Genomic DNA, 19916 nt, shown 5'->3' on the forward strand with positions numbered 1-19916 from the left:
GCACTACCATTTGAGCAGCTTCGGCTGCTCTTTTGCTTTTTGAGAGAACACCATGACCGCCGCCCATACCCGCATCCTCGAACTGCGCGCTGAACTGGATCAGCACAATTACCGTTACCACGTCCTTGACGAGCCGAGCATTCCGGACGTCGAGTACGACCGCTTGTTCCATGAGCTCAAAGCCCTGGAAGCCGAACATCCGGAACTGGTGACGCGTGATTCGCCGACACAGCGGGTCGGCAGCGCGGCGTTGTCGGCGTTTACTCAAGTCAGGCATGAAATCCCGATGCTCAGCCTCGGTAACGCCTTCGATGAAGCGACCATGCTGGAATTCGATCGCCGTGTGACCGAGGGCCTGGATCTGCCGGCCGGGGACTTGTTCGCCAGTGTCGAATACAGTTGCGAGCCGAAGCTGGATGGCCTGGCGGTCAGCCTGTTGTATCAGGATGGCGAACTGGTGCGCGGCGCCACTCGTGGCGACGGGACCACCGGCGAAGACATCAGCGTCAATGTGCGCACCGTGCGCAACATCCCGTTGAAGCTGCACGGCAGCGGCTGGCCGGCCACCCTGGAAGTGCGCGGTGAAGTGTTCATGTCCAAGGCCGGTTTCGAGCGCCTGAACGCCTCGCAACTGGAAGTCGGCGGCAAGACCTTCGCCAACCCGCGCAATGCGGCGGCCGGCAGCCTGCGCCAGCTGGATTCGAAGATCACCGCCAGCCGCCCGCTGGAATTCTGCTGCTATGGCATCGGCCAGGTGACGGCGGACATCAGTGACACCCATATCGATAACCTCAAGCAGTTGCAGAAGTGGGGCATGCCGATCAGTCATGAACTGAAACTGGCCAAGGGCATCCAGGAATGCCTGGACTACTACCGCGACATCGGCGAGCGGCGTAACAGCCTGTCGTACGAGATCGACGGTGTGGTGTTCAAGGTCAACAGTATTGCCGCCCAGCGGGAACTGGGCTTCCGCGCCCGCGAGCCGCGCTGGGCCATTGCGCATAAATTCCCGGCCATGGAAGAACTGACCGAGTTGCTCGACGTGGAATTCCAGGTCGGCCGTACCGGCGCCGTCACGCCCGTGGCGCGGTTGAAACCGGTCAAGGTCGCCGGGGTGACCGTGTCCAACGCCACCCTGCACAACATGGACGAAGTGGCGCGCCTGGGCCTGATGATCGGCGACACGGTGATCATCCGCCGCGCCGGGGATGTGATCCCGCAGGTGGTCTCGGTGGTTACCGAGCGTCGTCCTGAACATGCCCGTGCGGTGCAGATCCCCGAAAGTTGCCCGGTGTGCGGCTCCCACGTGGAACGCACGCAACTGGTCAAGCGCAGCAAGGGCAAGGAAACCGTCAGCGAGGGCGCGGTGTACCGCTGCGTCGGGCGGCTGGCCTGTGGCGCGCAGCTCAAGCAGGCGATCATTCATTTCGTCTCGCGCCGCGCCATGGACATCGACGGCCTGGGCGACAAGACCATCGAGCAACTGGTGGATGAAAAACTCATCGGCTCGCCGGCCGATCTCTACAAACTCAAGTATGAGCAGATCATCGACCTGGAAGGCTTTGCCGATATTTCCAGCAAAAAGCTGATCGCCGCCATCGAAAACAGCAAGACGCCGACCCTGGCGCGGTTTATCTACGCCCTGGGCATTCCGGATGTAGGCGAGGAGACCGCCAAGGTGCTGGCGCGCTCCCTGGCGTCCCTGGAGCGCGTGCAGAAGGCCTTGCCGGAAGTGCTGACGTACTTGCCGGACGTGGGCCTGGAAGTGGCGCACGAAATCCACAGCTTCTTTGAAGACAGCCATAACCAAGAGGTGATTGGTGCGCTGCTGTCGCCCGATGAATGCGCCCTGCAATTGCAGGAGCAGGGCGACCTGAGCGCCGAGTTCGCCGCCAGCACCACCCTGGGCGGCCTGCTCGACAAGCTGCACGTGCCCTCCGTTGGGCCGGGTGCGGCGCAGAAACTGGCGGACAAGTTCGGCAGCCTCGAAGGCGTGATCAAGGCCGACTGGCTGGACATGCGCCAGGCCCTGCCCGAGAAGCAGGCCAAGGCCGTGCGCGACTTTTTTGATAGCGAAGACAACGCCAACCGCGCCCTGGCCATCGAGCAGCAGCTCAAGGACTTCGGCATGCACTGGCAGAGCGAGAAAAAGGTCGTCGAAGGCCTGCCGGAAGCCGGACACACCTGGGTGCTCACCGGCTCCCTGGAGTTGATGAGCCGCGACGTGGCCAAGGACAAGCTGGAAAGCCTGGGCGCCAAGGTGGCCGGTTCCGTTTCGGCCAAGACCCACTGCGTGGTGGCCGGGCCGGGCGCCGGTTCCAAATTGGCCAAGGCCAGCGAACTGGGGCTCAAAGTGCTCGACGAAGAGGCGTTCGTCGCTTTCCTCGCCAAGCACAACATCTCCGTCTGACGATCGTTCCCACGCGTGGGAACGATCCTGCGAGGGAAATGATCTAGTCTCAGTCACCCCTGGGAGAGATCGCCATGTTTCGCTACTTCGAGCAACTCAGCACGCGCATCGCCGCACCGTTCATGGCCGGATCCTCGCGTAACAGCAAGGTATGGCAATGCCGCTGCGGCCAGTCCTTGTTCTTTCGCAACAGCCAGTGCCTGGCCTGCTCGGCGCTGCTGGGCTACCACCCACAGCAAAGCCGCTTGTCTTCACTGCAACCAGGTCCGGTGGCTGACACCTGGCTGCTGGACGCCGACCTCGACGCAGGCGCCTTTCGCCGCTGCGCCAACCTCCAGACCCCGGCGGCCTGTAACTGGCTGATTCCGGCGCACAGCACCTCGGCCCTGTGCGTAGCGTGCAGCCTGAACCGCACCATTCCGGATTTGTCCATCGCGGAAAATCCCGAGCGCTGGCGCAAGGTGGAAACCGCCAAGCGCCGACTGGTGGCCCAACTGATCAGCCTGGGCCTGCAGGTGGTGCCCAAAAGCGTCAACGAAGACACCGGCCTGGCGTTCGACTTCGTCGGCATCGACCTGCAAGGCAATGCGCCCACGACCGGTCACGCCAACGGCCTGATCACCCTCGACATCAAGGAAGCCGACGACGCCCATCGTGAAAAGGTTCGCGTACAGATGCACGAGCCCTATCGCACCTTGCTCGGTCACTTCCGCCATGAGGTCGGCCACTATTACTGGGACCGCCTGATCGCCAACAGCCACTGGCTCGAGCCGTTTCGCAACCTGTTCGGCGACGAACGCGCCAGTTACGCCGACGCGCTCGATCAGCACTACCAGAACGGCCCACGCCCGGACTGGCAGCAAACCTGCGTCAGCGCCTACGCCACCATGCACCCCTGGGAAGATTGGGCCGAGACCTGGGCGCACTACCTGCACATGATGGACGCGGTCGACACCGCCCTGGGGTTTGGCATGAGCGCTCGGGAGATGGACCTCGATTACCAGCCGTTTCCCCTGACCACCCTGTACGACCCCGAACACCCTGGTGGAGCGGCATTCCTCTCCTTCGTCAACGCCTGGATCGAACTGGCCGGCATGCTCAACGAACTGTCCCGCGCCATGGGCCAGCCGGATTTCTACCCCTTCGTGCTGCCGCCGGCGGTGATAGCCAAGTTGCACTTTATCCACCTGGTCATCCAGGAAGAGGGCGGCAGGGCCGATGAGGTCCTCCAGACACAATGATGAAAATGTGGGAGGGGGCTTGCTCCCGATAGCAGAGTGTCAGCCAACAGATTTATTGGCTGATTCACCGCCATCGGGGGCAAGCCTCCTCCCACATGGGAGAGCGTCATCATTGAAGGCCATGGCAAGTACTTGAAGCTTCTCATTTTTTACGGTTGTAACTTCCGATCAGATCGGTACAATGGCCCCGCTTGCCGAGAGGCCAGCGTCGTTATGGTGACCCCATCGGTCCCCCCGCAACGATTACCCGTGAACCTGGTCAGAGCCGGAAGGCAGCAGCCACAGCGGGAACATTGTGTGCCGGGGTGTGGCTGGTGGGGTTGCCTCCATAACGCTCCCTCCTGTAATACCCTCCCAGAAAAATCTCAGTTATTCAGCCAGTCATCTGTGACGCTTATTGCGCAGTGCATGACGACCCTTCCACGACTGGTGGCATACTCCCAAGCGTCTCTCTCCTGGCCATGAGGCTGTATGCACTCGGAACATTTTGATTTATCCAGCCCCGTGTTCTTGCCGATCACCGATGAAACCTGTGCGGGTTTGTTGGGTTCTGACGGTGCGGGTGCGCTGCTGGCCCTGAGTGAGCCGGAGTTGGCCGCTGTGTTGGTTATCCAGAATCTGGCGCAAATGCCGGAACACGAGTTGAGTGCAGTGGGCGCTGAAAGGGTGCTGGCCAAACTGATTGGCTGGGCGGCGCAGGGCAGGCATTCGGCCGCTGTGAGCTTGCTGTCGGAGGCACAACGGTTGTTTGACCCGCGCAAGCTGTACTTCGGCCTCAATGTGGTCAAGAGCCTGAAGTTGCGTTTTCTGTTAGCGGATGAAGTCCAGGCGCGAGAGTATTTATTGCCCGACGGCCAATGGGACGTCGAGTACAAAGTCCGTCACCTCAAGACCAACAATCCCTTCCGCCAGCAGATGGTCACGCCCAGGCACCGCGAGCGCTGGTTGAGCGCCGAGCAGGACAAACTGGTCCGCACCTTTCGCGCCAACCTGAACGAAGACCTGCACGTGCAAGGGTACGCCGGCATTGGCAAGAGTCATCTGCTGGTGGCGCTGATGGAGCATCTGCGCCCCGAAAAGACCTTGTTGCTGGCACGTACACCGGCAAAGCTGGAAACCCTGCGCGCGCGCATGGTGGGCGTGCGGGAGAGAAAGGCCGGGCAAACCTTCCACGGGTTTGCCCACGTCTTGTTACATGGCCCAAGGTCACAGCCGTTGGCTACCCAAGGACGTGTCCCGAGCAAGCAGGCACTGGCGCAGGAATTGAACATCTTCGGTTTTCGTCATCTGGAAGGGCAGGCGCTGCTGGATGTCTGCCTCAAGGTGCTTGAAAACTACTGCGGCTCACGGGACTACAGCCTGTCGGCCAAACATCTGCCGCACTTCAAGCAAGCGCTGTCCAGCGTTGATGCCAAGGTACTGGTCGAATACTCCAGCCGGTTATGGCGCTACCTTGAGGCGAATCCGGCCTGGAACGCTCACACCGGGTTTGAAGCGTTATTGATGATCAAGCGCGCCAGCCTCGCCGGCAGTGTGGTGCCTGAGCGCTATACCCATGTGTTGATTGATGAGAGCCAGGACATTCCAGCGCCCTTGCTGCAAATCATCGAGCGCGGGCGCCAGGTGCTGATCACCCTGGGCGACGAGTATCAGCAGGCCAGTGGGGTGCTGGTCAAGCGCGCCCGCGAGGTTCGCCATACGGATGTGAGCTATAGCGTACGCTCCGGGCGCAATGTCGAGCGCCTGGTCAATCCGTTGATCAGCCAGCACTCGCAGAAAAGCAAGGTGCTCTTCGAGGGCGCACGGGATGCGGATGTCGGTATCGAGCTGTATCCCCAGGGGTTTGTGCCGCCGCCAGGGTGCGTGGTGCTGACCGCGTCCTGCTGGGACACCATGAAGTGGCTCATTCAACTGAGCGAAGAGCGTTGTGCCTGTGCGTTTGCCAGCAGCGAGGCGCAGCAGGATCTCAACTATTTCATGGAAACCGTCATCGCGTTGTTCAAGCCGCAATTCTATGGCAGCGATTACGGCGATCGTGGTCCCCATCCGTTTTTCAGCGATATGGCCGACTGGCAGCAGGTGCGCGACGTGTGCCGGTTCGATGAGGCGTTCCTGTGGGTCGAGGAACAGCTGGAAAAAGGCTTCAACGTGGCCGACGTGACACGCTTGAGCAGGCTCAGCGGCCACCCCGGCGAGCGCTGTTTATTGATGTTGGCGCAAGACGCCGGCGGCATGGAGTTTGAACGGGTCCTGCTCACGCCCGAGTTGCTCACCAATGTGAAGTTCCAGGACGCGTATGCGTTCGATCAGCGCTTGTGCGCGGTGTACATCGCCATTTCCCGCGCCACCGTGCAGCTTTATCTGCCCTATGACGTGGTCGAGTGGATCGACTACCACCAGTATCAGAAGACCCGCGATGTGCATGGCTACTGAGTGATTTATTCTGGCTGATTCACAACTTTCGAAAGCCTCTCTGGACAACCCCCAGGCACCTTGTTAGCTTGCGCCGGTCACTTGTTTCAGAGTACGACAAGGGCGTGGACTTGATATCGAAGCGCAATCGCTTCTTTAACGCACAAGGATGTCCGTCATGAAAAGCCTGCAAGGGTTGCCTCGTCTTATCAGTGCCTCGGTCGGTACACCCGGTAAAGCCCGCAACTTGCCTGCCGATGTTCAGTGCATCCAGTATCTATTCAACCTGATCATTCCCAAGCTGGGTTTCGCCCTGCCCGAAAACGGCAAATGCGATGGCCAACTGGTGCAGTGCATCAGCCAATACCAGTTCCGTCATCTCAAGTACGCCCACCCCGATGGCGTGATCGACCCCACCGGTCGTACCTTCAACAGCCTGATCGAAGAGGCGCTGAAGGTGCCGGTGACGGCCTTCCCGACGATGCGCATTCCGAGCTTCCTCAATGCCTTCGGCAATAACAATGCCGATGCGGTGCAGGCCACCGTCAATGTCTACCTGAACCAGGTGCGTGCGGTGATCGAGGCCGAACGGCGTAACCGGCAGTTGATGATGCAGTCCACCTGCGATGGCGGCATGACACTCAGCGACACGGACTTCCAGAACGCCGCCAAGCAATTGGGTAACGGGATCTCGGTGAATGTCATCAAGGCGTTCGCCACGATCGAGTCGGGCGGGAAGGTGGGCTTCGGGCCGGCAAAGTTGCCGATCATCGCCTTCGAGGGCCATCACTTTCGCAAGTACACCAAGCACATTTACGACCAGTCGCACCCGCTGCTGTCGTACGTCTACAAGAAAAAAGCCGGCCCGCAGTGGCAGGCCAACAACAAGGACCAGGTCAAGGCCTGGGAAACCATGGCCACGGCGTTTGCCCTGGACCAGGAAGCGGCGTTGCTGTCGGCCTCGTGGGGCATGTTCCAGATCATGGGGTTCAATTTCGCGTCTTGCGGATTCAAGACCGTGTTCGAGTTCGTGGCGGCCTTGAAGATCAATGCTGGCAATCAGCTCAAGGCCTATCTGAGCCTGTGCGGCAAAAATACCGCGTTGATGACGGCCATGAAAAACAAGGACTTTACCGCCATGGCGCGCAACTATAACGGTGAGGACTACGGCAACTACGACGTGCTGATGAAGCAGGCCTACGACGTACTGGAAGGGAAAAAATAAGATGATGCGTTTACTGGCGATGGGTGTGTTGTCGTTATGCGTCGTGGTGCCCGTGTTTGCAGGGTCTGCCGCGTTGCAGTCGGGCAAGTACGAAGGGCTGATGCTGGCGGTGACGCCGCAGCAGCAGGTGGAGGGGTTCTACTCGGAAGCGATGGGCGAGGGCGTGACGCGGGGGTGCAGCTTCTTTCTGCAAGGTAAGCCCGAAGCGCTGACCACCTGGCGCGAGGCGGCTTATCCCGGCAGCGTAGCGGCAGCGGCCGACGGCGTGACCCTGACCGTGGAGCAAGGTCGCCAGCATCCAGGTTGCATCAACGTGTTGATGCCGGACATCGCGACGGGCCTGGCGTTGAGCCAGACCGCGCGGAAAAAATGGATAGGCCTGGTGACGGTATCGGCGGAGAAGGCTTACCTGTTGAAAACGCCGGGCGCCAAAGCGACAAAGCGGCCCTACATCGTCAAACATGATGTGGTGGGTGTACTGGCGTTCAAGGACGGCTGGGCGCAGGTGGAATTTATCAATGCTGACGAGCGTTCGTTCACCGGTTGGATCAGCCAGGACCAATACGCACGGTTGGCTGCACCGAAGATCTAAAAAATGTGGGAGGGGGCAAGCCCTAATGCCAGTCTGTAGGAGCGAGCTTGCTCGCGAAAAACGTCAACGATAACGCTTGCTTCCTGAATGAACGCGGTGCCTGTGAGTTTTTCGCGAGCAAGAGCTAGGCGCCCCCCTCGCTCCTACAAAGAGCCTTAACTGACTGGCATTGGGGCTTGACCCTCCCACATTTTGGACTGTGTCAGCCGAAGGTTTCGCGCAGCAGTCCGGCGAACGCGTCCCGTGCCAGGTGCCGCTGGGTGTCGGTGTGCCAGAACAGCAGGTTGTCCACGGGCGCCAGCGCTTCGAAGCGATAGGACGCCAACGGGTTGGCCTGCTCATAGCGCGCCAGAATGCCCTCGGGCGCCAACGCCACGCCAATCCCCGCGCTGACGCAACCGATGATCGTGCCCCAACTGGCATAGCTGGCAATCGCCGGCTTGAAGTCCTGAGGCTTGAGCCAGTTTTCCAGGGCGGCGCGGTAGGGGCAGCCGGGCGGCCACACCAATAATGTGCGGCCGGCCAGGTCTGCGGCGCCGGTGATGGGGGCGCTCGACGCGCTGGCGATCAATACCAGGCGTTCGCTGTAAACCACGCTGTGTTCCAGCTTCGGGTGTTTGCCACTGGCGGCTACCAGCGCCACATCGAGGCGATGGTGCTGCAGGTCGTCCAGCAACTGCGCCCAGGCGCCGGTGACCAGTTCCAGGCTGACCTCAGGGTAGCGCCGGTGGTACTCGGCCAGCAGCGGCGGCAGGCGACCGCTGGCGCTGGACTCCACCGCGCCGATGCGCAGCGTGCCGCGAGGTGTCGCCGTGGCATCCAGCGCACGTTTGGACTCCTCCACCAGCGCCAGGATGCGCTCGCAATAATCCAGGAAAATCTCCCCGGCGGCGCTGATCGCCAGCCCGCGTCCGGCACGAATGAACAAGGGCGTGCCCAACTCGCTTTCCAGCTGCTTGATGCGCGTGGTGATGTTGGAGGGCACGCAGTGCAATTGCAGGGCGGCCTGCGCCACGCTGCCGGTTTGCGCCACGGCTCGCACCATTTTCAGTTGGGCCAGTTCCATTGCTCAGTTCCAGTGATCTCAGAAGTCAGAAACGCTTAATTGTGCTGCGCCTGGCGCGGGCCAAGACTGATGGCATTCCTTCCCTGTGCCCCGGAGGCCGTCGATGAATGCCCCGTCTCCTGTAAAGCTTACGCTAGTCGTTGCCGTCGTGATTCTCTGTTGGGCGTATTCGCCGATTGGCGTGCACATCGGCTTGCACAGCTATAGCCCTGGGCAACTGGCGTTGCTGCGCTTCCTGATCGCCTCGCTGTTCATGGGCGCGGTGGCGCTGGTGGCGGGCATTGGCCGGCCGCGCCTGCGGGATTTGCCGTGGCTGCTGGTGCTGGGTTTTTTCGGGGTGTTCCTGCACCACACCTGCCTCAATAGCGGCCAGCAGTGGGTGACCGCGTCGGCGTCCAGCGTGCTGGCGCAGTCGGCACCGCTGTTCAGCGTGTTGATTGCGTTTTTCTGCCTGAAAGAGCGGGTCAGTGCCTGGCGCTGGGGGTGTGTGCTGTTGGGCTTGTGGGGTGTGCTGGTGGTGGTCCGGGGCGATCATGGCATGGCCGAGATGGACCCACGCGGTTTGCTGATCCTGCTGGCGGCCCTGTCCTGGAGCGTGTATTTCGCTGTCCTGCGACATTACGCTTACCGCTACAGCCCGCTGACGCTGGCCTGCTATATGGTCTGGTCCGGCACCTTGATGCTGTGCGTGAACCTGCCAGGTCTGCCCGCTGCAGTGGCACGGGCACCGCTGCCGGACAACATGGCGGTGCTGGTGCTGGGTATTTTTCCCAGTGCCCTGGCCTACCTGGCCTGGGGCTACGTGCTCAAGCACGTTGAAGTCAGCCGCGCCTCGGTGGCGATGTACCTGATCCCACCCGTAGCGATGATCATGGCGGCGATGCTGCTGGGCGAGCGCATGACCCTGCAGGTGCTGCTGGGCGGGCTGATGGTGCTGGCCAGTGTCGCAGCTATCGGCCTGGAGGCGCGCTGGGCGCGTTCTTTGCGGCGTACAGCCGGTGCAGGATCAGGCCTCTGAGGAGCGCTTAGTCAGATAAGACGAGCGTGCCGGATGCAATTTCCCCCTTGCTCCGCTAGCATTACCGCCTCCCGCTTCCCAGTTGCGACGGTTTTCGATGAGTTATCAGGTTCTTGCACGTAAATGGCGTCCGCGCTCGTTCCGCGAAATGGTCGGCCAGACCCATGTGCTCAAGGCTCTGATCAATGCCTTGGACAGCCAGCGGCTGCACCACGCCTACCTGTTCACCGGTACCCGCGGCGTGGGCAAGACCACCATTGCGCGCATCATCGCCAAATGCCTGAATTGTGAAACCGGTATCACCTCGACACCGTGCGGCACCTGTTCGGTGTGCCGCGAGATCGACGAAGGGCGTTTCGTCGACCTGATCGAGATCGACGCCGCGAGCCGCACCAAGGTCGAAGACACCCGCGAACTGCTCGACAACGTGCAGTACGCACCGAGCCGTGGCCGCTTCAAGGTCTACCTGATCGACGAAGTGCACATGCTGTCCAGCCACTCCTTCAACGCGCTGTTGAAGACCCTGGAAGAGCCGCCGCCCTACGTCAAATTCATCCTGGCCACCACCGACCCGCAGAAACTTCCTGCGACGATTTTGTCGCGGTGCCTGCAATTCTCCCTGAAGAATATGACCCCCGAGCGGGTGGTCGAGCATTTGACCCACGTGCTGGGTGTCGAGAACGTACCGTTCGAAGACGACGCACTGTGGTTGCTGGGCCGCGCTGCCGATGGCTCGATGCGTGATGCCATGAGCCTCACCGACCAGGCCATCGCCTTTGGTGAAGGCAAGGTCCTGGCCGCCGATGTGCGCGCCATGCTCGGCACGCTGGACCACGGCCAGGTGTTCGACGTGCTGCATGCGCTGATCGAGGGCGATGCCAAGGCCTTGCTCGAAGCCGTGCGCCACTTGTCGGAGCAGGGGCCGGACTGGAATGGCGTGCTCTCGGAAATCCTCAACGTGCTGCACCGCGTCGCCATTGCCCAGGCATTGCCTGAGGCGGTCGACAACGGCCATGGCGACCGCGACCGCGTGTTGGCGCTGGCCCAGGCGCTGCCGGCCGAAGACGTGCAGTTCTATTACCAGATGGGCCTGATCGGCCGTCGCGACCTGCCCCTGGCGCCGGACCCGCGCGGGGGGTTCGAGATGGTCCTGCTGCGCATGCTGGCCTTCCGGCCCGCCGACTCGACGGATGCGCCGAGACAGCCGCTAAAGCCAGTGGGGATCAGCCAGGCCACAGCTGATTCCGCCAAACCAGTGGCTGGTGCGGCGGTCGTCGCGCCAGTGGCGGTTGCACCCCCAGCGGTTGCCGAGCCGGTGGTTGCCGCCCCGGAGGCCGAGCCTGAAGCGGTGATCGAGGCTGAGCCTGAGCCGGAGCCGCAAATCGCCCCGGTGGTGGATCTGCCCTGGAACGACCCGGTTGAAGCGCCCGCTGAGCCCGAGCAACAGCCCGTCGTGGAGCCGGTACTGGACACCACCGGCGAGCAGCCCGAACTGACGCCAATGCCCGCGCCGACCCCGGACAGCGTAGTGCTGGATGCGCCGGAGTGGGTATCGGCGCCGGTGCCGGAGCCGACCGTGGCTCAGGTCGAGGCGGCCACGCCCGGCATCGACCTCGACGATGAACCTCCGCTGGACGAAGACTACATCGAGCCGGACATGGATTCGGCCTACAGCTACCTGGACGAACTCGCCAGCGAACACACCGCCGAGCCAGCCCCCGAGCCGGAAGTGGAGCCCGCTGCGGCACCGGCCACCGGCCTGGCCCTGCAATGGCTGGAATTGTTTCCAAAGTTGCCGATCTCCGGCATGACCGGCAGTATCGCCGCCAACTGCACGTTGATTGCCATCGACGGCGACCACTGGCTCCTGCACCTGGACCCGGCCCACAGCGCCTTGTTCAATGCCACCCAGCAGCGCCGTCTGAACGACGCGCTCAACCAGTACCATGGGCGCACGCTGACCATCGCCATCGAGCTGATCAAGCCCGAACAGGAAACCCCGGCCCAGGCTGCGACGCGTCGACGCCTGAACCGCCAGCGCGATGCGGAGGCGTCGATCCAGGCTGATCCGCTTATCCAACAAATGATGCAACAGTTCGGTGCGGTCGTCCGTCACGATACTATTGAACCTGTCGAAGCCCCGGCGCCCCAGGCGTCATGAACCGGGCGACTCTTTTGATCCACGTACTTTTGAGGTGATTCCCATGATGAAAGGTGGCATGGCCGGCCTGATGAAGCAGGCGCAGCAGATGCAGGAAAAAATGGCCAAGATGCAGGAAGAACTGGCCAACGCCGAAGTCACCGGTAAAGCCGGTGGCGATATGGTCAGCGTGGTGATGACCGGTCGTCACGACATCAAGCGCGTCAGCATCGACCCAAGCCTGCTCGAAGGCGTCAGCGATGACGACCGTGAAGTGCTGGAAGACCTGTTCGCCGCTGCCGTCAACGACGCGGTGCGCAAGATCGAAGCCAGCAGCCAGGAAAAAATGGGCGGCATGACCGCCGGCATGCAACTGCCACCGGGCATGAAGCTGCCGTTCTGATCGGCAGGCTTTAGCTGCACTCCAATGCCAGGCCTCGTGCCTGGCATTTTTGTTTGTGCCTGGTGATCGTTCCCACGCTCTGCGTGGTAACCCGCCAGGGACGCTCCGCGTCCCGGCGGGTGACGCGGAGCGTCACGAGGATGCATTCCCACGCAGAGCATGGGAACGATCTGAACCCCAACCGCCTCCCGATGGTCTGCACCCTATACCGATGCATTCGCTAAAGGAGCCCCTTCATGCCTCAAGAATCCACACTGAACCAACGCATTGTGCTGGTCTCACGCCCTCAAGGCGCACCGACCCCGGAAAACTTCCGCCTCGAACGCGTAAATTTGCCAGAGCTGGCCGACGGCCAGGTGCTGCTCAAGACACTCTACCTGTCGCTGGACCCTTATATGCGCGGACGCATGAGCGACGCGCCGTCGTACGCAGCGCCCGTGGAAATCGACGACGTGATGACCGGTGGCGCAGTCAGCCGTGTCGAGCAGTCGCGCAACCCGAAATTCGAGGTGGGCGACCTGGTGGTCGGTTCCACCGGCTGGCAAAGCCACAGTATTTCCGATGGCCGCAACCTGATGCCGGTGCCCAATGGCCTGGCCAGCCCGTCGATGGCTCTGGGCGTATTGGGCATGCCCGGCATGACCGCCTACATGGGCCTGATGGACATCGGCCAGCCCAAGGCCGGTGAAACCCTGGTCGTGGCCGCGGCCTCCGGCGCAGTGGGCTCGGTGGTGGGCCAGGTGGCCAAGCTCAAGGGCTTGCGCGTAGTGGGCGTTGCCGGCGGTGCGGACAAGTGCCGCTACGTGGTCGATGAGCTGGGTTTCGATGCCTGCATCGACCACAAGAGCGAACACTTTGCCGACGAGCTGGCCCAGGCCTGCTTCAATGGCGTCGACATCTATTTCGAGAATGTCGGCGGCAAGGTGTTCGATGCCGTGATGCCGTTGTTCAACCCCAAGGCGCGGGTGCCCCTGTGCGGGCTGATCGCCGGGTATAACGCCCACGAGGCGCCAAGCGGCCCGGATCGTCTGCCGGCGCTGCAGCGCACCTTGCTGACCAAGCGTGTGCGCATCCAGGGCTTTATCGTGTTTGACGACTACGGTGATCGCCAGCCGGAGTTCCTCAGCGCCATGGCGCCCTGGGTTCGCGAGGGCAAGATCAAGTTCCGCGAAGACGTGGTCGACGGCCTGGAGCAAGCGCCCGAAGCGTTTATCGGTTTGCTCGAGGGGCGCAACTTCGGCAAGTTGGTCGTGCGCGTCGCGCAGGATTGAGCATTTGACGCTAATCCGAGGCGCGGGTATAAACCGCGTCTCGTTGTTTTGTCGGACCCTTCGCCCATGAGCTTCAGCCCCCTGATTCGCCAACTGATCGACGCCCTGCGTACTTTGCCGGGCGTGGGCCAGAAAACTGCCCAGCGTATGGCGCTGCAACTGCTGGAGCGTGATCGCAGCGGCGGCACTCGTCTGGCCCAGGCCCTGAGCCAGGCCATGGAAGGCGTGGGCCACTGTCGCCAATGCCGCACCCTGACCGAAGAAGAACTCTGCCCGCAATGCGCCGACCCTCGTCGCGACGACACGCTGCTGTGCGTGGTGGAGGGGCCAATGGATGTGTATGCGGTGGAGCAGACCGGCTACCGCGGGCGTTACTTCGTGCTCAAGGGCCACCTGTCGCCGCTTGATGGCCTGGGGCCGGAAGCCATCGGCATTCCGCAACTGGTGGCGCGGATCGAAGAACAGGGCACCTTCACCGAGGTGATCCTGGCGACCAATCCTACCGTTGAAGGCGAAGCGACGGCGCATTACATCGCCCAGTTGCTGACCAACAAGGGGCTGATCACCTCACGTATTGCCCATGGCGTGCCACTGGGTGGCGAGCTTGAACTGGTCGACGGCGGCACCCTGGCGCACTCGTTCGCCGGCCGCAAGCCAATCGCCCTCTAAAGCCACAGCAGGACAAACTGTGGGAGGGAGCATAGGTATCTACACAACTCTGCAGCGCTCACCCGTAACCACGATGCGAAGCGAGCCGCCCTTGATCTTGATCTTGATCTCAGGCGCCCCGTTAAACCACGCTGGCCGAACGCAGGCTTGAATCCGTGGGTAACCCGGCAGGACGCCGGGTTAGCCGCACTGGGCCATGGATGGCCCATTGCGGCGGCCCACGGATTCAAGCCGGAGAGAGGGCACACCGAGCCTAAGCGAGGTGCCGAGTGGTGGGGCAAGAGCGTTTTGCTTACTTTTGCGCTTTTCAAAAGTGAGCCGCCGTCAGGGCGGAACCCTAAGTGGCCGTTACCTAAATAATGGATATGTACTCGATCTGATCCAACATCCTGGTCGGCTCAGAGGCCGCCATCGGGGGCAAGCCCCCTCCCACATTTGATTTGTGAACACAGTCAAAACTGTGGGAGGGGGCTTGCCCCCGATGAGGCCCGTCCTGACAACGACTACCGCTCGGTCAACCCGAACTGCGTCAGGCAGAACGTGGGAATCCCCATATCCTCCAACCGCTGCGACCCACCCAGCTCCGGCAGATCAATAATCGCCGCCGCTTCAAAGATCTGCGCACCCATGCGTCGCACCAGGTTCGCCGCCGCAATCAGGGTGCCACCGGTGGCGATCAAGTCATCGAACATCAGCACCGAGTCGCCTTCGCACAGGCTGTCGGCATGCACCTCAAGCAGCGCTTCGCCATATTCGGTCTGGTAGGCCTCGGCCAACACGTCAGCCGGCAATTTGCCTTGCTTGCGAAACAGGATCAGTGGCTTGTTGAGCTGGTACGCGACAATCGAACCGATCAGGAAGCCACGGGCATCCATTGCGCCGATATGGCTGAAGTCGGCTTCGACATAACGCTGGGCAAAGCTGTCGGCGACCAGGCGCAGGGCGCGGGGCGACTGGAACAACGGTGTGATGTCACGGAAGATCACCCCAGGCTTGGGGAAGTCGATGACGGGGCGAATCAGGGATTTGATGTCGAACGAATCGAAAGTCATCGTCGAAGGGTCCTGGGCGGAAAACGGACCCGAAGTATACCTGCGGCCTTGCCGGTTCGCTCGGCCGCAGAGCGCGGATTACCCTTCCAGGGAACCACCGGCCAGTGCGCACAGTTGGATGGGGTCGAGGATATGCACTTCCTTGCCCTCGGCGGCAATCAATGCGTTCTGCTGGAAACGGGTAAACACGCGGGACACGGTTTCCACCGCAAGGCCCAGGTAATTGCCGATTTCATTGCGCGACATGCTCAGGCGGAACTGGTTGGCCGAAAAACCACGGGCGCGAAAGCGCGCCGACAGGTTGACCAGGAAGGTCGCAATGCGCTCGTCGGCGGTTTTCTTCGACAACAGCAGCATCATCTGTTGATCGTCACGAATCTCGCGGCTCATGACGCGCATCAACTGACGGCGCAGCTGTGGCAGTTGCAGGGCCAGTTCATCAAGGCGCTCGAAAGGAATTTCGCACACCGATGTAGTCTCCAGCGCCTGCGCCGACACGGGATGCATTTCGGTGTCCATCCCCGACAACCCGACCAATTCGCTGGGCAAGTGGAAGCCGGTGATTTGCTCTTCGCCGCCGTCGCTGAGGCTGAATGTCTTTAATGCGCCCGAGCGTACTGCATAGACGGAATCGAACTTGTCGCCCTGGCGAAACAGAAACTCGCCTTTTTTCAGCGGGCGGCCACGTTTAACGATGTCGTCCAGCGCTTCCATGTCTTCCAGATTCAGCGAAAGTGGCAGGCAGAGGGGGGCCAGGCTGCAATCCTTGCAGTGAGCCTGGCTGTGAGCGCGCAGTTTGACTGGCTCGGACATTTCTTAAATCCTTGTGGGAAAACACACATAAGACGTAAGGGTAACGCACTGGGGGTAGATGAGGCCAGCGTGTACAAAAAGCCTCGGCGTTATAAAGGTCCGTGTGTCGTGGCCGATACAAAGTAACGATACCTTTTGAATTCGGAGCCAGACCCATGATTTCCATCGGTGCAAATACCCCGGCAAGCCTCAGCGCGCTGCCTTTGCCGGAGCCGAAAGACCAGGTGGCAGAAGCGAAGTCGGCGGCGGCTGGTAAAGAGCTGAAGGACGCCACTTCTTCGCCCCTCAGTACCAAGACGGACGAAGGTGTGAAGGTGACCCTTTCCGGCGCAGCCTTGCAGGCGGTCAGAGACACGAAAAAATCCAACAGCGATATCGAGGAAAGCGGCCTGCCCAACGAGGTCCAGCAGGTCTTGAAGATGATCCGCGAGATCAAGAAACAGATTGCAGAAAAACAGGCCGAACTGACCGCTGTCATGGCCGATAACACGCTTTCTGCGGAGCAGGCCAGGGTCAAGGTCAATAACCTGCAGGGTGCGATTGCCGTGCTGAACGCGAGCCTCATCACGGCGCAGACTGCGTTGGGCAAGGCCATGAAGGGGCTCAGTGGCCCCGATGCGATGAAGGCCGCCTCCCTGGCGATGGCGTAGGCAGTCTCAGATCACCCGCGAGAAACGCTGGCGATTCTGGTGCTCAAGGTAGGCATCGAACACCATGCACACTGAACGCACCAACAAGCGCCCGGCCGGCAGTACGCGAATGCCCTGGGCGTCCAACTCGATCAAGCCGTCGCCGGCCATTGTCTCCAGTTGCGGCCACAGCTCGGCAAAATAGCCGCGAAAGTCGATGTTGTACGCCTGTTCGATCCCCTCGAAGCCCAGGCTGAAATTGCAGATCAACTGCTGGATCACATCCCGTCTCAAGCGGTCGTCCGTGGTGCAGATCAAGCCACGGCTGGTGGCCAGTTGCGCGCCCGCCAAGGCATTCTGGTAGCCGTTGAGATCACTGCTGTTCTGGCAGTACAGGTCGCCGATCTGGCTGATCGCCGATACGCCCAATCCAATCAGATCGCAGTGCCCGTGGGTGGTGTAGCCCTGGAAGTTGCGCTGCAGGGTGCCTTCTTCCTGGGCAATGGCCAGTTCGTCGTCCGGCAGGGCAAAGTGGTCCATGCCGATATAGCGGTAGCCGGCCTGGGTCAGTTGTTCGATGGTGGTTTGCAGCATCAACAGTTTTTCTGCCGGCGAGGGCAGATCATCGGTGTTGATCCGCCGCTGGGGCATGAAACGCTCGGGCAGGTGTGCGTAGTTGAATACCGACAGGCGGTCGGGTTGCAGGCGGATGACTTCTTCTACGGTGCGCGCAAAATTCAGCGGCGACTGCTTGGGCAAGCCGTAGATCAGGTCGATATTGATCGAGCGAAATTGCAGGGTGCGCGCCGCGTCGATCACCGCGCGGGTTTCCTCCAGGCTTTGCAGGCGATTGACCGCCCGTTGCACCTCGGGGTCGAGGTCCTGCAACCCGATGCTGACGCGGTTGAAGCCCAGTTCGCGCAGCAGGCCCATGGTCGCCCAGTCGGCTTCGCGAGGGTCGATCTCGATGCCGTAGTCGCCCGAATCGTCCTCGAGCACATTGAAGTGCTGGCGCAGGTGTGCCATCACCTGGCGCAATTCGTCATGGCTGAGAAAGGTCGGCGTGCCGCCGCCCAGATGCAGTTGTTCCACCGGCTGTTTCGGGTCGAGGTGGCAGGCAACCTGCTGGATCTCCTGCATCAGGCGTTGCAAATAGGCCTGGGCGCGACCACGGTCCTTGGTAATCACCTTGTTGCAGGCGCAGTAGTAACAAATATTGGCGCAGAACGGCACGTGCACATACAGCGACAACGGCCGGGTGGCTTTGCGACTGTCGCGCAGCGCATGGAGCAGGTCGAAAGTGCCGACCTGGCTGTCGAATTGTACGGCCGTGGGGTAGGACGTGTAGCGCGGCCCCGCCAGGTCGTAGCGATGAATCAGATCGGTGTCCCAACGAATGGCGTCGAGCATGCGGGCGGTCCCCCGGTTTGGCTGGTGGGCCGAGTCTAGGGGCTGGGTGGGGCGGGCATGTTGATTTGCATCAACGGGGAGCGGCGCTATGCCACAGGGCCGGTCAATGCCCCATCAGCCAATGCTGGTGCGGCCCGGGCAGGGTCCAGAGCCCGAACAGCACCACCAGCAAACCACCGGCCATGCGCACGCTGCGCCTGCGCAACAGCGCGGTGACACGTTCAGCGGCCAGCCCGGTCGCCAGCAATACTGGCCAGGTGCCCAGGCCGAACGCGAGCATCAGCAGCGCGCTGTCCAGCGCATCGCCCTGGCTTGCGGCCCATAGCAGGGTGCTGTAGACCAACCCGCACGGCAACCAGCCCCACAGCGCGCCCAGCAGTAGAGCGCGGGGCAGGCTGGACACCGGCAGCAGGCGGTTGGCCATCGGCTGGATATGTCGCCACAGGCCGCGACCGAGGCTTTCGAGACGGGTCAGGCCGCTCCACCAGCCGGCCAGGTACAGGCCCATGCTGATCAGCAGCAGCCCGGCGAGCACCCGCATGAACATCGCCGCCGGGCTGTTGGCCACGGCCCAGCCGGCCAGGCCGATCAGCAACCCCGCTGCGGCATAACTTAAGATGCGTCCCAGGTTGTACGCCAGCAGCAGGCGAAAACGGCGGCTGCGCTGTTCCCTGGGAATCGCCAGGGTCAGCGCGCCCATCAGCCCGCCGCACATGCCCAGGCAATGGCCCCCGCCGAGCAGGCCGAGGATCAGCGCAGAGGCCAGCAAAGGCGCCAGCTCAAGCATGCGGCGGTTCCTTGGGCGGCTGCTCGGCGCGGTTGGCTTCGTCGATGGCGGCCAGGTGATTGGGGTCCTGGTCGTCGAACAGCACACTGTGGGCCGGGCCGTCGAGGTCTTCGTACTGGCCGCTGTCCACGGCCCAGAAGAAGATGTAGATGGCCACGCCCACTAACAGCAGCGCCGCCGGGATCATCACGTATAGAGCTGGCATCTGCACTCCATGCCCGCGCGGCTCACGCCGGCAGCGGGCGATTGATCAAGGGGGCGCCAACGGCCGGCGCGCTTGGCAGGCGCGTCAGGCGCAGGGCATTGAGCACCACCGTCAACGAACTGAGGGACATGCCGATTGCCGCCCAGATCGGGGTGATCCACCCCAGGGCCGCGAACGGCAGCATCAGGCCATTGTACAGACCGGCCCACAGCAGGTTTTCGATGATGACTCGACGTGTGCGTCGCGCCAGGGAGAACGCCTGCACCAGCGCCTCCAGGCGGTTGGACAACAGCACCGCATCGGCGCTGGTCTTTGCCAGGTCGGTGGCCGAGCCCATCGCCACGCTGATATCCGCGGCGGCCAGCACGGGCACGTCGTTGACGCCGTCGCCGAGCATCAGCACTGTGCGGCCCTCTTGATGCAGGCGTTGCAGCACCTGCAGCTTGTCGTCGGGACGCAGGCCGCCGTGGGCTTCATCGATGCCCAGCTCGGCAGCGACACTGGCGACCATCGGCGAGCTGTCTCCCGACAACAGCAAGGTGCGCCAGCCGCGCGCCTTGCACGCCGCCAGCA

The 19916-nt window shown here is 62.1% G+C and carries 18 protein-coding genes and 1 other RNA gene; 12 read left to right on the forward strand and 7 right to left on the reverse strand.

Annotated features, from left to right (window positions below):
• Positions 1-52 precede the first annotated feature (52 nt).
• The 6 genes from ligA to BFP93_RS05490 all read left to right on the forward strand — a co-directional run bounded on the left by ligA (position 53) and on the right by BFP93_RS05490 (position 7880).
• The gene (gene ligA, locus BFP93_RS05465) at positions 53-2410 is read left to right on the forward strand and encodes an NAD-dependent DNA ligase LigA (protein ID WP_065892359.1); all 2358 of its coding nucleotides are present in this window, start codon (positions 53-55) and stop codon (positions 2408-2410) included.
• Between the two features lie 74 nt (positions 2411-2484).
• Positions 2485-3651, forward strand: coding sequence for a zinc-binding metallopeptidase family protein (locus BFP93_RS05470; RefSeq protein WP_065892360.1), 1167 nt, complete (start codon positions 2485-2487; stop codon positions 3649-3651).
• Between the two features lie 223 nt (positions 3652-3874).
• An RNA gene (ffs, locus tag BFP93_RS05475) (signal recognition particle sRNA small type) lies at positions 3875-3971 on the forward strand.
• A gap of 151 nt (positions 3972-4122) precedes the next feature.
• The gene (locus BFP93_RS05480) at positions 4123-6084 is read left to right on the forward strand and encodes an AAA family ATPase (RefSeq protein ID WP_065892361.1); all 1962 of its coding nucleotides are present in this window, start codon (positions 4123-4125) and stop codon (positions 6082-6084) included.
• A 157-nt stretch (positions 6085-6241) separates the two neighbouring features.
• Complete coding sequence (locus BFP93_RS05485) at positions 6242-7288, forward strand: N-acetylmuramidase family protein (RefSeq protein WP_065887876.1); 1047 nt, start codon at positions 6242-6244, stop codon at positions 7286-7288.
• Position 7289: 1 nt separating this feature from the next.
• Complete coding sequence (locus BFP93_RS05490; protein WP_065892362.1) at positions 7290-7880, forward strand: hypothetical protein; 591 nt, start codon at positions 7290-7292, stop codon at positions 7878-7880.
• Positions 7881-8082: 202 nt separating this feature from the next.
• On the opposite strand, the gene BFP93_RS05495 is transcribed toward BFP93_RS05490, so the two are convergent.
• Complete coding sequence (locus BFP93_RS05495) at positions 8083-8946, reverse strand: LysR family transcriptional regulator (protein WP_065892363.1); 864 nt, start codon at positions 8944-8946, stop codon at positions 8083-8085.
• A 103-nt stretch (positions 8947-9049) separates the two neighbouring features.
• On the opposite strand from BFP93_RS05495, the gene BFP93_RS05500 reads away from it, so the two are divergent.
• The 5 genes from BFP93_RS05500 (at position 9050) to recR (ending at position 14447) form a co-directional block, all read left to right on the forward strand.
• Positions 9050-9964, forward strand: coding sequence for a DMT family transporter (locus BFP93_RS05500; RefSeq protein ID WP_065892364.1), 915 nt, complete (start codon positions 9050-9052; stop codon positions 9962-9964).
• A gap of 97 nt (positions 9965-10061) precedes the next feature.
• Positions 10062-12125, forward strand: a complete 2064-nt coding sequence (gene dnaX, locus BFP93_RS05505) for a DNA polymerase III subunit gamma/tau (RefSeq protein WP_065892365.1) — start codon at positions 10062-10064, stop codon at positions 12123-12125.
• Between the two features lie 43 nt (positions 12126-12168).
• Positions 12169-12507, forward strand: a complete 339-nt coding sequence (locus BFP93_RS05510) for a YbaB/EbfC family nucleoid-associated protein (protein WP_057721228.1) — start codon at positions 12169-12171, stop codon at positions 12505-12507.
• Positions 12508-12743: 236 nt separating this feature from the next.
• Positions 12744-13778, forward strand: a complete 1035-nt coding sequence (locus tag BFP93_RS05515) for an NADP-dependent oxidoreductase (RefSeq protein WP_065892366.1) — start codon at positions 12744-12746, stop codon at positions 13776-13778.
• Positions 13779-13844: 66 nt separating this feature from the next.
• Positions 13845-14447, forward strand: coding sequence for a recombination mediator RecR (gene recR / locus BFP93_RS05520; RefSeq protein WP_014719453.1), 603 nt, complete (start codon positions 13845-13847; stop codon positions 14445-14447).
• Positions 14448-14950: 503 nt separating this feature from the next.
• Here the strand turns inward: recR and BFP93_RS05525 are convergent.
• Entirely contained in the window at positions 14951-15499 is a 549-nt protein-coding gene (locus BFP93_RS05525; RefSeq protein WP_065887882.1) for an adenine phosphoribosyltransferase, read from the reverse strand.
• A 78-nt stretch (positions 15500-15577) separates the two neighbouring features.
• Positions 15578-16312, reverse strand: coding sequence for a fumarate/nitrate reduction transcriptional regulator Fnr (fnr, locus tag BFP93_RS05530; protein WP_065887883.1), 735 nt, complete (start codon positions 16310-16312; stop codon positions 15578-15580).
• A 155-nt stretch (positions 16313-16467) separates the two neighbouring features.
• Here fnr and BFP93_RS05535 point away from each other — a divergent pair, with 155 nt between their 5' ends.
• Positions 16468-16962, forward strand: coding sequence for a hypothetical protein (locus BFP93_RS05535; protein WP_170827590.1), 495 nt, complete (start codon positions 16468-16470; stop codon positions 16960-16962).
• Positions 16963-16968: 6 nt separating this feature from the next.
• Here the strand turns inward: BFP93_RS05535 and hemN are convergent, their stop codons facing one another.
• The 4 genes from hemN to BFP93_RS05555 form a co-directional block, all read right to left on the reverse strand.
• Positions 16969-18351 (reverse strand): oxygen-independent coproporphyrinogen III oxidase, encoded by a 1383-nt coding sequence (gene hemN, locus BFP93_RS05540; RefSeq protein ID WP_065892367.1) that lies wholly within the window; start codon positions 18349-18351, stop codon positions 16969-16971.
• 103 nt (positions 18352-18454) lie between these two features.
• The gene (locus tag BFP93_RS05545; RefSeq protein WP_065892368.1) at positions 18455-19138 is read right to left on the reverse strand and encodes a sulfite exporter TauE/SafE family protein; all 684 of its coding nucleotides are present in this window, start codon (positions 19136-19138) and stop codon (positions 18455-18457) included.
• Entirely contained in the window at positions 19131-19343 is a 213-nt protein-coding gene (gene ccoS / locus BFP93_RS05550) for a cbb3-type cytochrome oxidase assembly protein CcoS (RefSeq protein ID WP_057721235.1), read from the reverse strand. The genes BFP93_RS05545 and ccoS overlap by 8 nt, the downstream gene beginning before the upstream one ends.
• Before the next feature lie 22 nt (positions 19344-19365).
• The coding region (locus BFP93_RS05555) for an HAD-IC family P-type ATPase (protein WP_141687945.1) at positions 19366-19916 on the reverse strand (551 nt) is incomplete at its 5' end.

It is taken from the genome of Pseudomonas sp. 44 R 15 (assembly GCF_900004965.1).
GTDB lineage: Bacteria > Pseudomonadota > Gammaproteobacteria > Pseudomonadales > Pseudomonadaceae > Aquipseudomonas > Aquipseudomonas orientalis_A.

Bases quoted from the DNA above. Each gene is read 5' to 3' on its own strand.
- BFP93_RS05545 (WP_065892368.1), bottom strand. From the start codon at position 19,138: ATGCTTGAGCTGGCGCCTTTGCTGGCCTCTGCGCTGATCCTCGGCCTG.
- ccoS (WP_057721235.1), bottom strand. From the start codon at position 19,343: ATGCCAGCTCTATACGTGATGATCCCGGCGGCGCTGCTGTTAGTGGGC.
- BFP93_RS05535 (WP_170827590.1), top strand. From the start codon at position 16,468: ATGATTTCCATCGGTGCAAATACCCCGGCAAGCCTCAGCGCGCTGCCT.
- hemN (WP_065892367.1), bottom strand. From the start codon at position 18,351: ATGCTCGACGCCATTCGTTGGGACACCGATCTGATTCATCGCTACGAC.
- BFP93_RS05510 (WP_057721228.1), top strand. From the start codon at position 12,169: ATGATGAAAGGTGGCATGGCCGGCCTGATGAAGCAGGCGCAGCAGATG.
- BFP93_RS05480 (WP_065892361.1), top strand. From the start codon at position 4,123: ATGCACTCGGAACATTTTGATTTATCCAGCCCCGTGTTCTTGCCGATC.
- BFP93_RS05470 (WP_065892360.1), top strand. From the start codon at position 2,485: ATGTTTCGCTACTTCGAGCAACTCAGCACGCGCATCGCCGCACCGTTC.
- recR (WP_014719453.1), top strand. From the start codon at position 13,845: ATGAGCTTCAGCCCCCTGATTCGCCAACTGATCGACGCCCTGCGTACT.
- BFP93_RS05515 (WP_065892366.1), top strand. From the start codon at position 12,744: ATGCCTCAAGAATCCACACTGAACCAACGCATTGTGCTGGTCTCACGC.
- dnaX (WP_065892365.1), top strand. From the start codon at position 10,062: ATGAGTTATCAGGTTCTTGCACGTAAATGGCGTCCGCGCTCGTTCCGC.
- BFP93_RS05500 (WP_065892364.1), top strand. From the start codon at position 9,050: ATGAATGCCCCGTCTCCTGTAAAGCTTACGCTAGTCGTTGCCGTCGTG.
- fnr (WP_065887883.1), bottom strand. From the start codon at position 16,312: ATGTCCGAGCCAGTCAAACTGCGCGCTCACAGCCAGGCTCACTGCAAG.
- BFP93_RS05525 (WP_065887882.1), bottom strand. From the start codon at position 15,499: ATGACTTTCGATTCGTTCGACATCAAATCCCTGATTCGCCCCGTCATC.
- BFP93_RS05490 (WP_065892362.1), top strand. From the start codon at position 7,290: ATGATGCGTTTACTGGCGATGGGTGTGTTGTCGTTATGCGTCGTGGTG.
- ligA (WP_065892359.1), top strand. From the start codon at position 53: ATGACCGCCGCCCATACCCGCATCCTCGAACTGCGCGCTGAACTGGAT.
- BFP93_RS05495 (WP_065892363.1), bottom strand. From the start codon at position 8,946: ATGGAACTGGCCCAACTGAAAATGGTGCGAGCCGTGGCGCAAACCGGC.
- BFP93_RS05485 (WP_065887876.1), top strand. From the start codon at position 6,242: ATGAAAAGCCTGCAAGGGTTGCCTCGTCTTATCAGTGCCTCGGTCGGT.